This window comes from Stenotrophomonas sp. PFBMAA-4 (genome assembly GCF_030053215.1).
GTDB lineage: Bacteria > Pseudomonadota > Gammaproteobacteria > Xanthomonadales > Xanthomonadaceae > Stenotrophomonas.
The window spans coordinates 58,536-72,886 of sequence record NZ_JASGBW010000022.1; the positions used below are offsets into that span (position 1 = coordinate 58,536).

Sequence of the window (14,351 nt, forward strand, 5' to 3'; positions counted from 1 at the left end):
AGTAGTAATACTACTAACCATGGACCTGACCGACACCCAGCAGGCGATCCTGCAGTTGATCGCCGAGCGTATCGAGAGCGAAGGCGCACCGCCGTCGCAGACTGAAATCGCACGTGCATTCGGCTTCAAGGGCGTGCGTGCGGCCCAGTACCACTTGGAGGCCCTGGAGCAGGCCGGTGCGATCCGTCGCATCCCCGGCCAGGCCCGCGGCATCCGCCTGGTACAGGCGCCGCCGATCGAGAAGCTGGCCGAACCCGGGCTGCCCGACAGCGTCCTGCGCCTGCCGGTGCTGGGTCGGGTCGCCGCCGGCCTGCCGATCGGCGCCGACATCGGTTCGGACGATTTCGTGGTGCTGGACCGGGTGTTCTTCTCGCCGGCCCCGGATTACCTGCTGAAGGTGCAGGGCGATTCGATGATCGACGAGGGCATCTTCGACGGCGACCTGATCGGCGTGCACCGCACCCGCGACGCGCATTCCGGGCAGATCGTGGTGGCCCGCATCGACGACGAGATCACCGTGAAGCTGCTGAAGATCGCCAAGGACCGCATCCGCCTGCTGCCGCGCAACCCGGACTACAAGCCGATCGAAGTCCTGCCCGACCAGGATTTCGCGATCGAGGGCCTGTACTGCGGCCTGTTGCGTCCCAACCGCTGAGCCTGCTGCGGCAGCACCGTTCCACCAGCATTACCCCGCGGTCTTTTGTGGCGATTCTCTGGTTCCACTGAGGTTGGTACGGATGTCCGATAATTCTTTTCTGAGCGCCGGGCAGAATCTCAGCCTGTGCGATACATCCGACTTAAAGTGAACCCATGGCAAAGAAGACCCCGAAAGACAGCACCCCCAACGACATGACCTCTGCTAGGAGCAACACGATGGACGAGAACAAAAAGCGCGCATTGGCTGCTGCTCTGGGCCAGATCGAGAAGCAGTTCGGCAAGGGCTCGGTGATGCGCATGGGCGACCGCGTGGTCGAACCCGTTGAAGCGATCCCGACCGGCTCGCTGATGCTCGACATCGCACTGGGCATCGGTGGCCTGCCGAAGGGTCGTGTCGTTGAAATCTACGGTCCGGAGTCGTCGGGCAAGACCACCCTGACCCTGCAGGCCATCGCCGAATGCCAGAAGATGGGCGGCACTGCCGCGTTCATCGACGCCGAGCACGCACTGGACCCGATCTACGCCGCCAAGCTGGGCGTGAACGTGGACGACCTGCTGCTGTCGCAGCCGGATACCGGTGAGCAGGCGCTGGAAATCGCCGACATGCTGGTCCGCTCGGGCTCGGTGGACATCCTGGTGGTCGACTCGGTCGCCGCGCTGACCCCCAAGGCCGAAATCGAAGGCGAAATGGGTGACCAGCTGCCGGGCCTGCAGGCCCGCCTGATGAGCCAGGCGCTGCGCAAGCTGACCGGCAACATCAAGCGCTCCAACACCCTGGTGGTCTTCATCAACCAGCTGCGCATGAAGATCGGCGTGATGATGCCGGGCCAGAGCCCGGAAGTGACCACCGGCGGCAATGCGCTGAAGTTCTATGCCTCGGTGCGCCTGGACATCCGCCGTATCGGTGCGATCAAGAAGGGCGACGAGATCATCGGCAACCAGACCAAGATCAAGGTCGTCAAGAACAAGCTGGCGCCGCCGTTCAAGCAGGTCATCACCGAGATCCTGTACGGCGAAGGCATCAGCCGCGAGGGCGAGCTGATCGACATGGGCGTGGATGCCAAGCTGGTCGAGAAGGCCGGTGCCTGGTACAGCTACGGTGAAGAGCGCATCGGCCAGGGCAAGGACAACGCCCGCGGCTACCTGCGTGACAACCCGACCGTCGCCGCCAAGCTCGAGGCCGAGCTGCGCGAGAAGTTCCAGCCGTCCGAAGCCGCCCGCGAGGAAGGCGACGACGACGGCGACGACGAGTAAGACTTGCTGTGGGGCAGGGCGGCGCCGTCAGTGACGTCGCCCTGTCCCGCAGGTTCGAACCGCCCACGGACGGGCAGGGTGCCAGGGATGGCGCCACCCTTGGAGTAGCAGATGTCCGATGCCGACGCCCCCACCGGCCGCAAGCGCCGGCCGCGCGAACAGACCCCCGTACAGCGTGCCCTGGGCCTGCTGGTACGGCGTGAGCATTCGCGCAAGGAGCTGACCCGCAAGCTGACCGCACGCGGTATTGAAGGCGAGGCCGCCGAGGCTGCCGTTGCCAAGCTGACCGAGGCCGGCTGGCAGGACGACACCCGCTTTGCGGAAAATCTCGTCCGGATGCGCGCCAATACCGGCTATGGGCCCATCCACGTTCGTGCCGAGCTGGGAACCCATGGCCTGGACAGCGCGGCGATTGCCGCCGCGATGGAGACCTACGAGGGCGACTGGCAGGAAAATGCCCGCGATCTGGTGCGCCGCCGCTTTGGCGAGGATGGCCCACAGGACCTGGCGCAGCGGCGCAAGGCCGCCGATTTGCTCGCCCGGCGGGGCTTCGACGGTGACAGCATCCGCCGTGCGACCCGCTTCGACCCGGATGACTGAGACTGGCGGCGCCGGGCCTGATACCCTTTAGGTTTTCGGCGGTCCGTTACGACCCTGGCCAGTGAGGCCGGCGGTTCGGGGCTGCCGGCCCGCACACTGCCAGCCCCCTCAATGAACGCACCCGCCAAATTCACGACCTCCCAGATCCGCAGCGACTTCCTTGAGTTCTTCAAGGGCAAAGGCCACACCATCGTGCCGTCGGCGCCGCTGGTGCCGGGCAATGATCCGACCCTGCTGTTCACCAACTCCGGCATGGTCCAGTTCAAGGACGTGTTCCTGGGCGCGGAAAAGCGCAGCTACGTGCGCGCGGCCGACGTCCAGCGCTGCCTGCGCGCCGGTGGCAAGCACAACGATCTGGACCAGGTCGGCTACACCGCGCGTCACCACACCTTCTTCGAAATGCTGGGCAACTGGTCCTTCGGTGATTACTTCAAGAAGGACGCCATCGCCTGGGCATGGGAACTGCTGACCCAGGTCTGGAAGCTGCCGGCCGAGCGCCTGCTGGTCACCGTGTACCAGACCGACGATGAGGCCTACGCGCTCTGGCGCGACATGGTCGGCATCCCGGAAGAGCGCATCGTGCGCATCGGCGACAACAAGGGCGCCCCGTACGCGTCGGACAACTTCTGGCAGATGGCCGACACCGGCCCCTGCGGCCCGTGCACCGAGATCTTCTACGACCACGGCGACCACATCGCAGGCGGTCCCCCGGGCTCGCCGGATGAAGACGGTGACCGCTTCATCGAGATCTGGAACCTGGTGTTCATGCAGTTCGACCGCCAGAGCGACGGCACGCTGGTGCCGCTGCCGGCACCGTGCGTGGACACCGGCATGGGCCTGGAGCGCCTGGCGGCGATCCTCCAGCACGTGCACACCAATTACGAGATCGACCTGTTCCAGGCGCTGATCCGCAAGGCGTCCGAGCTGACCGGCATGGCCGACCTGGAGAACAAGTCGCTGCGCGTGATCGCCGATCACATCCGCGCCTGCTCGTTCCTGATCGTCGACGGCGTGCTGCCGTCCAACGAAGGCCGCGGCTATGTCCTGCGCCGCATCATCCGCCGCGCCCTGCGCCACGGCTGGATGCTGGGCGTGCGCCAGCCGTTCTTCAGCAAGCTGGTGCCGACCCTGGTCGAGCTGATGGGTGAGGCTTACCCGGAACTGCCGGCCCAGGCCGACACCGTCGTCCGTGCGCTGCAGGCCGAGGAAGAGCGTTTCGCCGAAACCCTCGATGCCGGCATGAAGATCTTCGAGGACGTGGCGGCCAAGGCGAGCAACGGCGTGATTCCCGGCGTTGACGCCTTCCGCCTGTACGACACCTACGGCTTCCCGCTGGATCTGACCCAGGATATCGCCCGCGAGCGCGAGCTGACGGTCGATACCGACGGCTTCGATGCGGCGATGGAGCAGCAGCGTGAGACCGCGCGTGCCGCCGGCAAGTTCGGTGGCGGCGTGACCCTGCCGGCCGAGCTGGTGGCGACGCTGACCCCGACCCTGTTCCTGGGCTACGACCGCCTGCAGGCCGACGGCCTGACCGTGCTGGCCCTGCTCAAGGACGGCCGCCCGGCGCAGTCGGCAGATGCCGGCGACGCGGTGATCGTCATCACCAACCAGACCCCGTTCTACGCCGAATCCGGCGGCCAGGTGGGTGACACCGGCGTGCTGACCGGCAACGGTGTGCGCCTGGTCGTGAGCGACACCCAGAAGTTCGCGGGCCAGTTCCATGGCCACGTCGGCACCCTGTCCGAGGGCGGCCTGAAGGTCGGCGACGTACTGTCCGGCCAGGTCGATGGCGAGCGCCGTGGCGCCACCATCCTCAACCACTCGGCCACCCACCTGCTGCATGCCGCCCTGCGCGAAGTGCTGGGCACCCACGTGCAGCAGAAGGGTTCGCTGGTCGCACCGGACCGCCTGCGTTTCGACTTCTCGCACTTCCAGCCGATCAGTGCTGAAGAGCTGGCCGTGATCGAACGCAAGGTCAACCAGCAGGTGCGCGCCAACAACGCCGCCGAAGTGCACAACATGGGCATGCAGGAAGCGCTGGACTTCGGCGCAATGGCCCTGTTTGGCGAGAAGTACGGCGAGAATGTCCGTGTGCTGAAGATGGGCGATTACTCCACCGAACTGTGTGGCGGTACCCACGTCAGCCGCACCGGTGACATCGGCCTGTTCAAGATCACCTCCGAAGGCGGTGTCTCGGCGGGCGTGCGCCGCATCGAGGCCGTCACCGGCCAGGGTGCCCTGGATTACGTGGACGCCGAGGAAGCCCGCCTGGCCGAAGCGGCCGAACTGCTCGGTGGCAGCGCCGCCGACGTGGTCGAGAAGATCCGTGCCCTCGGCCTGCGCCAGAAGCAGCTGGAACGCGAACTGGAAGCGGTGAAGGCCAAGGTCGCCGCCGGCGCCACTGCGGACCTTTCCGGCCAGGCCGTCGAGGTTGCCGGTGTGAAGGTGCTGGCCGCACGCCTGGAAGGCTTTGATGCCAAGGCCCTGCGTGACGCCATGGACCGCCTGAAGCAGCAGCTGGGCAATGCCGTGATCGTGCTGGCCGGCACCCAGGACGGCAAGGCTGCCCTGGTCGCGGGTGTGAACGGCAGTGCAATGGGCAAGGTCAAGGCCGGGGAACTGTTGTCCCATATCGCCAGTCAGATCGGGGGCAAGGGCGGCGGACGCCCGGACCTCGCCCAGGGTGGTGGCGAGGACGGGCCCGCCCTTGCTACCGCTCTGGCCGCGGTCGTCGAATGGGTCAGCCCCCGCCTGTGATGTGAACCCCTGCCGTCCCCCTCCTTGTAGGAGCGGGACGGCTGACGGTACCATTGCGAAATCTTTTCCCTTTGTCGTGGGGACGCTTCTTGACGGAGCGTCAAGCCGGTGGGGGATACCCTTCCACACGGTTCCATGGAGACTTGCAAAAATGTTGATCTTGACTCGCCGCGTCGGCGAAACCCTGATGATCGGAGACTCGGTGAGCGTCACCGTGCTCGGCGTCAAGGGCAACCAGGTGCGTATCGGTATCACCGCGCCGAAGGACGTTGCTGTGCATCGCGAAGAGATCTACCAGCGCATCCAGCGTGGTGACGAAGCCGGCAGCACCGGAAGCGAAAATTCCGGCGAATAAAAGCTTTACCTTCGCGTCTGATTAACGTTATGATTCACGCCCCGCTGAGGTGCACCGCACCAGACGCGGAGAAAACCCCGGAGCGATGCCCGAGTGGCTGAAGGGGCTCCCCTGCTAAGGGAGTATAGGGTCAAAAGCTCTATCGAGGGTTCGAATCCCTCTCGCTCCGCCAGATACAAGAATGCGCCCGTAGATCTTCGATCTGCGGGCGTTTTTCGTTGTGCGCCAGGACAATGCGTCGGTCCATCGTCGCGCCATGCCGCTGCGTCGAGAGCGGTGCAGCTGATCTCCATCTGCAGATGCAGGCAAAGGCGGTAGTATGGCGACCTTTCTCGACGTCAAATGCTCTAGGGGGAGCGCACATGACGGTACGGCCTGTAGTTTTTCTGTTGGGGGGTATCCTCCTCCCGTTCGCCGCGGCGGGCTCTCAGCTGTTTGCTGTGACTCCGAGCGGCGCGCCAGAGGCGGTGTTTTCGAGCAAGGCATCTCTGGCGGCGTCCCGCTTGTCCAGCAAGTGCATGGATGTTCAGTGGATAGTTGTGAGCAGCAGCGAGACGGAAGTGGTCTGCGAGTCACCGCTCAGCACAGGACAATCCATCATGGGGCAGATGCTGCTTGGGAACAGCTACTCAACGCCTCCGCGACGTTTCTTCCGCTTCAACGTCAGTGAAATTTCTGGCAACTCCCGTGTGCAGGCATCGGGCTGGATGGAAACGCAGATGGCCTTCGGTCAAATGCAACGTGCTCCATTCTCTGGTGCGGATTTCCACAACAGCATCATGAACTTCCTGATCAGTGCGGGGGGCTCATTCCCGGCAGGAACGTCGTTTCCAAATCATGCAGTTCTCGGCGTACTGGGAAAGGTCACTCCGCAAGGCAGGGGCGCTGTCTACTATGTGGCGGAGGTGACGGAAGGTGGAGCGGCCGAGCGAGCGGGTCTAAGCGCGGGCGACGTCATTTCCGCCGTAGCCGGAAAGAAGTTCAAGACCGATAGCGACTTCCTGGACGTTATGGCAAGGGCGGCGAGGACGCCGACCTATCAACTCAATGTGATTCGCGACGGGGCTGCGATGACGCTGACCGTCGACCGTGACTACCGCCCGACAGTTGCGCAGGTTGCGAGTGCCGTAGAGGCGCCAGCAGCAAGCAGCAGTCCCGCAATAGCTCTATCGGTTGCCGACGAGTTGGCAAAGCTTTTGTCGCTCAAGGAAAAGGGCATCTTGACGCAGGCTGAGTTCGATTCTCAGAAAAGCAAGCTGTTGAACCAGTGAGCTGCAAGCCTGCAACGTCCACCCTGGGCAACTACTAGGGCGAACCACGCAACTGGATGCTGACCCTGCGGGGCAGCTACTGATGCGATAGGTGAGGAAGCCAGCGCCCGCGGACCACGTCCGCGGGCGCTGTGTGCGTCGAAAAGAAGCAGCTCAGAGCCGCACGGTCACGCCCACCTGGAAGCCACGCCCCGGCAGCGGCGCAATGTACTTCAGCGGCGAGTTGTGCGGGCGCGCCTCCTCGTTGAGCAGGTTGCTGCCGTTGATGAAGACCTCCATTCCCGCGACAGCGGTCGTGCGCAGCGGAATCTCGCGGCTCAGCTGGAGGTCGACCAGGTTGAAGGCATCCAGCGGCACTTCTTCGCTGACGTTGCGGCCCAGGTACTTCTGCGTGTCGTAGTAGGTGCTCGACAGCTGCGCCTTCCAGCCTTCACGCTGCCATTGCAGGCTCGCGCCATAGCGGTTGGTCGGCATGTTGGGCAGATACTCGCCGTCGTTGTGGGCACGCAGTGCGTCGGGATGGTCGGCCTTGTTCTTCACCAAGTCGGCGAACGCGGACATCTCCAGGCTGCCGAAGCGGCCGAGTGCCACCGACTGCGAGGCATCGATCTCGAATCCCTTCACCGTGGTATCGGTCTGCTTCCAGTACTTCAGCGGCAGGCGGTTGGCCGTCTGCAGGCCGGAGTAGCCCAGGTACAGGTAGTTCTCGTAGCGCATCCGGTAGGCGGTGGCGGTGAGCTGGAAGCCGCCCAGGTGGAACACGCCGGCCAGCTCCAGGTTCTTCGCGCGTTCCGGTTCCAGGTTCTGGTTGCCTTCTTCCTGGGTCATCACCGAGTAGTGCGCGTTGCTGGCGTACAGCTCGTTGATCTCCGGCGCGCGCTGCGAGGAGGAGTAGCGCAGCTTGGCGGCGAACAGCGGGCCGAGTTCAACATAGGAGCCGATGCTGTAGCTGTTGAGCCGGAAGTCGCGGTCCTGCAGCGTGGTGTTGGCGGAATTGCGCGCGGTCTTGAAGCTGCTGGGCCGCAATGTGTGGTCCACGCGTTCGTGGCGCACGCCCGCGTCGAACCAGGCCCAGTCGAAGTCCAGCGTTTCCTTCAGGAACACCGCCTGGGTGCGGGTGTCGACGTTGGGCAGGTAGCGCTGCGGGCCGCTGCCGGTGACGTCGCGTGACTGCTGGCTGAGGCCGAGCAGGCCGCTCAGCGGGCCCACGCGGCGGTGGGCCAGCAGCAGTTCGGCCTGGGTGCTTTCGAAGTCGTAATCGTTGGCCTTGCGGGCACCCAGGCGTTCGCCGGAGGTGTTGTCCAGCTGCGAGACGCGCAGCTCGGCGCGTTCGATGCCCGGCACCGGATCGCGCAGCAGGGCTTCCAGTGCATAGCGCTCCTGCTTGATGACCACGCCCACCGGCAGGCCATCGGCGTAGTTGGCGCCGAAGGACAGGTTCTGCATCGAGAAGCCGGGCACGCCGTACTCGCTGTCCTTGGCATCGATGCTGACGCCCACGTAGCCGCGGTCGAAGAACAGGGTCGAGCCGAGTGCGACCTGCGAACTGCGTGAGTAGCTGTTGCCGAGGCGATGGTGGTAATCCGGGGTGACGTCCTTGTTGATCCGCTTCTGCACGTAGGACGGCGTGCCGGCGACATAGTCCGGATTGGCCGGATTGACGTAGGTCTGGCGCTGCCAGACCGAGGTCGGGTTGCTGGTGTAGAAGGAGAACTCGCCATCGGCCCAGTCCGGGTTCTCAGTCATGAACTGGTCGATGTACGGTTGCGATGCCTTGTTGTAGACCTGCTGTACCCGCGCCTCTTTCTGGCAGGCGTCGGCTAGTGCCGAGTTGACCCCGCCGGCAGCCGGGAACAGCTGCGTAGTGCACGCGGCCGCCTTGCTGTTGCCGGGGATGTCGTAGTGCGAGATGCGCTGCCGCGAGACCTGCAGGTTGGTGGAGACGTTGCGCTGGTTGTTGAAGTTCATGCGGAAGCCCTGCGCATCGGCGGCGTTGAAGCCCTTGCGCAGCACCAGCTCCATCGACTGGTCCTTGTCCTCCATCGTGCGCGGGATCAGACCGGAATCGACCTCGACGCTGCCGCCGATGGCGTTGCCGCCATGGCGCACGGTGTCGGAGGACTTGTTGACGGTGACGCTGCGCACGAACAGCGGGTCGAACGGAATGTTGATGTCGCCGCTGATCGCGTTCATGCCCAGGATCGACTGGCCGTCCTGCAGGATCTGCACGCGGCTGCCGCTGAGGCTGCGGATGACCGGGGCACCGGCGTTGGGCCCGAACGCGCTGCTCTGCACGCCGGAAACGTGCTCGAGGAGGCCGCCAAGGGTGCGGTTCTGTGCCTGCGGGTTGTCGACGGTGACCCGGCTGTCGATGCGCGAGGGCTGGCTGGCTTCCACCTGCAGGGTGGGCAGGGTGGGCGCGTCTGCCGCCCGGGCGGAATGGAGAGCGACGGACTGAAGGGCGAGGGGGATGGCTGCAGCTAGCAGGTGGCGACGCATGACACGCTCCGTAAAAATGACGTGAAATGTTATAACGTAACGATACATAACGACAAACGATTTCTTCGCCGTATCATCGAAGCCATCATCGATGGCGACCGGCCCTGCCTTGGATTCTCTGCAGCACTTTCATCCCGCCACCCGTGACTGGTTCCATTCCGCGTTCGCGGCATCGACGCCGGTGCAGGACCAGGCATGGGCGTCGATCGCCGCAGGCCAGCACACGCTGGTGGTTGCGCCCACCGGGTCGGGAAAGACGCTGGCGGCCTTCCTGCATGCGATCGACCAGGTGTTCGCCGAGCGCGATGGCGATGCACGGCGCGACCCGGCGGCCAGGCCCGTGGCACGCACGCGCGTGCTGTACCTGTCGCCGATCAAGGCGCTGGGCAGCGATGTGCAGCGCAACCTGCAGGTGCCGCTGCAGGGCATCAGTGCGCGCCGCAGCGAACGCGGCGACCCGGCCGTTGCCCTGACCGTTGCCATGCGCACCGGCGATACCAGCAGCAGCGAGCGCGCGCGGCTGGTGCGGCGTCCGCCGGACATCCTGATCACCACGCCCGAGTCGCTGTACCTGATGCTGACGTCACAGGCGCGGGAGATCCTGCGCGATGTGCATACGGTCATCCTCGATGAGATCCATGCGGTCGCGGGCGGCAAGCGTGGCTCGCACCTGGCCCTGAGCCTGGAGCGGCTCGACGCGCTGCTGCAGGTGCCCGCACAGCGCATCGGCCTGTCCGCCACGGTCCGCCCGGTCGAGGGCGTTGCGGCGTTCCTCGGCGGTGATCGCCCGGTGCAGGTGGTGCAGCCGCCTTCGCAGCGGCAGCTGGAACTGAAGATCGTGGTGCCGGTGGAGGACATGACCGACCTGGCCATGCACGGCCCGGCGGAAGGGCGGGGGGCCGGCACACGGGCGGGATCGATCTGGCCGCATGTGGAAGCCAGCATCCTCGACAACGTGATGCGGCATCGCTCTACGATTGTGTTTGCCAATTCGCGCGGCGTGGCGGAACGGCTGACCGCACGACTCAACGAGCTGCATGCCGAGCGCGCGGACGCTGGGCACGCGAGCGACACCGACGATGCGGCCGCAACCGCCTACGGTTCATTCACTGGCAGCACGGTGAACCGTGTCACTGCACCCGAGTCAGTGATTGCGCGCTCGCACCATGGCTCGGTGTCCAAGGAGCAGCGCGCCGCCATCGAGCAGGCGCTGAAGTCGGGCGAGCTGCGCTGCGTCGTCGCGACCTCCAGCCTCGAGCTGGGCATCGACATGGGCCTGGTGGATCTGGTCATCCAGGTGGCGGCGCCGCCGTCGGTGTCCAGCGCATTGCAGCGGGTGGGGCGTGCGGGACACCAGGTCGGGGGCATGTCGCGCGGCCTGCTCTACCCTCGGACACGGCGCGACCTCGTCGATGCCGCCGTGGTAGTGGACAGCATGCTGGATGGGCGCATCGAAGCCATCGATCCACCGCGCAACCCGCTGGATGTGCTGGCCCAGCAGACCGTTGCTGCGGTAGCGATGGAGCCACTCGATGTGGAGGCCTGGTTTGCACGGGTCTGCCGCGCCGCGCCTTACCGCACGCTGCCGCGAAGTGCCTTTGACGCGGTGCTGGACATGCTGGCCGGGCGCTATCCGTCCGACGAATTCGCTGGCTTCCGCCCCCGCCTGGTGTGGGACCGGAAAACGGGCACGCTGACCGCGCGCCCGGGTGCCCGGCAGTTGGCGGTCACCAGTGGCGGCACCATTCCGGACCGCGGCATGTACGCGGTGGTGCTGCCTGAGGGCGAGGAGCAGGCCGGTTCGCGTCGGGTGGGCGAGCTGGACGAGGAGATGGTGCACGAGTCGCGGGTGAACGATGTGATCACCCTCGGCGCGACGTCCTGGCGCATCGACCAGATCACCCTTGACCAGGTCGTGGTGACGCCCGCACCCGGGCGCTCGGCGCGGCTGCCGTTCTGGCGTGGCGAGGGCATCGGTCGCCCGGCCGAGCTGGGGCAGGCCACCGGCGCGTTCCTTGCCGGACTGGAGGCCGATCCGGGCGGCGCTGGCGAGCCGTCACCGGCGCTGCTCGCGCGCCTGCGCGAGCGTGGCCTGGACGACAGCGCGATCGGCAACATGCTGGCGCTTGTTGCCGAGCAGCAGCTGGCGACCGGCGTGCTGCCGACCGACCTGCGCCTGGTGGTCGAGCGCTGCCGCGACGAACTGGGCGATTGGCGGGTGATGCTGCATTCGCCCTACGGACGCCGCGTGCACGACCCCTGGGCCCTGGCGGTGGCCGCGCGGCTGCGCGAGCAGGTAGGCATCGACCCGGCCGTGGTGGCCAGCGACGACGGCATCATCGTGCGCATGCCTGACCGCAGCGGCGCTGCGCCGGGCGCGGAGGTGTTCCTGTTCGACGCGGCCAGCCTGCGCCACACCATCACGCTGTCCGTCGCCGGGTCCGCATTGTTTGCCGCACGTTTCCGTGAGTGCGCCTCGCGCGCCCTGCTGCTGCCACGGCGCACGCCGGGCAAGCGCTCGCCGCTGTGGCAGCAGCGCCTGCGTGCGGGGCAGTTGCTGGAGATCGCGCGCGGCCACGAGGATTTCCCCATCCTGGTCGAGACCGCGCGCGAATGCCTGCAGGACGTCTACGACCTGGACGCGCTGGATGCGCTGATGCTGCGCGTGCAGGCCGGCCAGGTGCAGGTGGTGGACGTGGAGACCGCCGTGCCGTCGCCCTTCGCGGCGAACCTGTTGTTCGGCTATGTCGCCGAGTTCATGTACGAAGCCGACGTGCCCCTCGCCGAACGGCGTGCCTCGGTGTTGTCGCTCGACAGTGGCCTGCTCGCCGAGCTGCTTGGCCAGGTCGACCTCGGTGAGCTGCTGGACGATGACGTGGTGGCCACCGTGGCGCGTGAGCTGCAGCGGTTGGATCCGCCCCGCCACGCGCGGGGCAGCGAAGGCGTGGCCGACCTGCTGCGTGAGCTTGGCCCGTTGCCGGCCAGCGACATCGCGCAGCGCATCACCGAACCCACGCAGGTGGCGGCCTGGCTGCAGGCGCTGCACGCCGCTGGCCGCGCCATCCGCGTGACCGTTGCCGGTGTTGAACAGTGGGCAGCGGTGGAAGACGCCGCGCGGCTGCGGGATGCCCTCGGCATCGATCCGCCGGCAGGCATTGCCGAGGTATTCCTGGCACCGGTGCTTGATCCACTCGGTGACCTGCTCGGCCGCCACGCGCGCCACCATGGGCCCTTCAGCAGCGGCAGCGTGGCTGCCCGCTTCGGAGTGGGTGTGGCGGTGGTGGATGACGCGCTGCAGGTGCTGCAGGAGCAGGGCCGGATCATTCGTGGTCGCTTCGGCCTTGATCGTCGCCAGGCCCCCGGCAACGCCACACCGCCTGCCGCGCGCGCGGCCCACGAATGGGTGGCGGTCGATGTGCTGCAGCGGCTGCGGCTGCGCTCGTTGCAGGCCGCCCGCGAGGCAACGCGCCCGGTACCGGTGGACGCCTATGTCGGCGTGCTGCTGGAAGGGCAGGGCGTGTTGCACGAGGCCGCGCCTGATCGTGGCAGCGAGCGCGTGCTGCAGGTGATCGAACAACTGGCGGGGCTGCCACTGCCGGCGTCGCTGTGGGAACAGCAGGTGCTGCCTGCACGGGTGCCCGGTTACACGCCTGCGCTGCTGGATGAACTGCTGGCCACCGGTACGGTGCTCTGGGCCGGCCACGGCCGGCTGGGCGACGATGACGGATGGGTGTCGCTGCACCTGCGGGAGCGTGCGGCCGAAACCCTGCCGCTCATGGACGTGGATGCCAACGCGTCGCCGATGCAGCTGGCGGTCCTGCAGGTGCTGGCCGCAGGCGGTGCGTTCTTCGCGCGCCAACTGGCGATGCAGGTACAGGCTCAATTCGCGGGTGCAGGCAATGCCGGCGAGGATTTCCAGACGGCGCTGTGGCAGCTGGCCTGGCGCGGGCAGATCAGCAGTGACCTGTGGGCCCCGCTGCGTGCGCTCGACGGCGCGCGTCCGCTACGGGCGCGCCCGATGCCCGTGTCCCGCCGCCGCCGCGGCTTTGCCTTCGCGCCGCTGGCGGCGGGCAGTGCAGGACTTGAGCTGGCCAGCAGCGCGGGGCCGACGCTGGCCGGACGCTGGTCGCTGCTGCCACAGGAGCGGGCCAGTGACACCTTGCGCGCGCTGGCGCAGACCGAGGCGCTGCTGGACCGCTATACGGTGGTTACCCGCAGCGCGGCGATGAGCGAAGCCGTGGCCGGCGGTTTCCCGGCACTGCGGCCGGTGCTGCGCAGCATGGAAGACGCCGGCCAGCTGCTGCGCGGGCGCTTCGTGGAGGGCATGGGCGGTGCCCAGTTCGCACAGCGCGAGGATATCGACCGCCTGCGGGCCTGTGCCGAGCGCACGGGTGGCCCTGGCGGATGGGTTGCGCTGTCCGCGCTGGATCCGGCCAATCCGTTCGGCAGCCTGTTGCCCTGGCCGCAGACGACGGCCGGGGCGAGGCCGGTGCGCCGCGCCGGTGCGCTGGTGGTGATCGGTGGAGGCCGGCTGCAGCTGTATCTGCCGCAGGGTGGCCGCCAGCTGTCCAGTTGGATCGATGACACGGCCGACGACGTTGCGGCGCGCTGGACGGCGGCGGCGCAGGCGCTGGCAGTCGGCCTGCGGCGCGGCCGGCGCCTGTCCTTCACGCTGCAGCGGATCAATGAGGAGCCGCTCCACCGCGGGCCTGCCGTGGACGCCCTGCGCGCGGCAGGGTTCAGCAATGAGCCGCGCGGGCTGGGCTGGAACGGCTGACGTCGAGCCATGCTCGACTGTCTTTGTAGAGCCGAGCCCACGCTCGGCTGCATTCTGTAGCGTCGAGCCATGCTCGACTGTCTTTGTAGAGCCGAGCCCACGCTCGGCTGCATTTGTAGAGTCGAGCCATGCTCGACTGAGCCGAGCATAGGCTCGGCTCTACAGGACCGCGCAGCCG

The 14,351-nt window shown here is 66.8% G+C and carries 8 protein-coding genes and 1 tRNA gene; 8 read left to right on the plus strand and 1 reads right to left on the minus strand.

Annotated features, from left to right (window positions below):
* The first annotated feature begins 19 nt into the window (after positions 1-19).
* From lexA to QMZ26_RS14500, 7 genes are all read left to right on the plus strand, one after another.
* Positions 20-655, plus strand: a complete 636-nt coding sequence (gene lexA / locus QMZ26_RS14470) for a transcriptional repressor LexA (protein WP_079221455.1) — start codon at positions 20-22, stop codon at positions 653-655.
* Between the two features lie 218 nt (positions 656-873).
* Complete coding sequence (gene recA, locus QMZ26_RS14475; protein WP_079221456.1) at positions 874-1,911, plus strand: recombinase RecA; 1,038 nt, start codon at positions 874-876, stop codon at positions 1,909-1,911.
* Positions 1,912-2,022: 111 nt separating this feature from the next.
* The gene (gene recX / locus QMZ26_RS14480) at positions 2,023-2,511 is read left to right on the plus strand and encodes a recombination regulator RecX (protein ID WP_079221457.1); all 489 of its coding nucleotides are present in this window, start codon (positions 2,023-2,025) and stop codon (positions 2,509-2,511) included.
* Positions 2,512-2,622: 111 nt separating this feature from the next.
* On the plus strand, positions 2,623-5,271 hold the full coding sequence (gene alaS / locus QMZ26_RS14485; RefSeq protein ID WP_108759513.1) for an alanine--tRNA ligase: 2,649 nt from the start codon (positions 2,623-2,625) through the stop codon (positions 5,269-5,271).
* Positions 5,272-5,422: 151 nt separating this feature from the next.
* Positions 5,423-5,626 carry a carbon storage regulator CsrA gene (gene csrA, locus QMZ26_RS14490; RefSeq protein WP_079221459.1) on the plus strand — a complete coding sequence of 68 codons (204 nt, stop codon included), beginning with the start codon at positions 5,423-5,425 and terminating at the stop codon, positions 5,624-5,626.
* Between the two features lie 79 nt (positions 5,627-5,705).
* Positions 5,706-5,798 (plus strand) — tRNA-Ser (locus QMZ26_RS14495).
* 427 nt (positions 5,799-6,225) lie between these two features.
* On the plus strand, positions 6,226-6,897 hold the full coding sequence (locus tag QMZ26_RS14500; protein WP_283221865.1) for a PDZ domain-containing protein: 672 nt from the start codon (positions 6,226-6,228) through the stop codon (positions 6,895-6,897).
* Between the two features lie 153 nt (positions 6,898-7,050).
* On the opposite strand, the gene QMZ26_RS14505 is transcribed toward QMZ26_RS14500, so the two are convergent.
* Positions 7,051-9,396: a TonB-dependent receptor gene (locus tag QMZ26_RS14505; RefSeq protein ID WP_283221866.1), complete on the minus strand. Its 2,346-nt coding sequence runs from the start codon at positions 9,394-9,396 to the stop codon at positions 7,051-7,053.
* 109 nt (positions 9,397-9,505) lie between these two features.
* On the opposite strand from QMZ26_RS14505, the gene QMZ26_RS14510 reads away from it, so the two are divergent.
* Entirely contained in the window at positions 9,506-14,173 is a 4,668-nt protein-coding gene (locus QMZ26_RS14510) for an ATP-dependent helicase (RefSeq protein ID WP_283221867.1), read from the plus strand.
* Positions 14,174-14,351 lie beyond the last annotated feature (178 nt).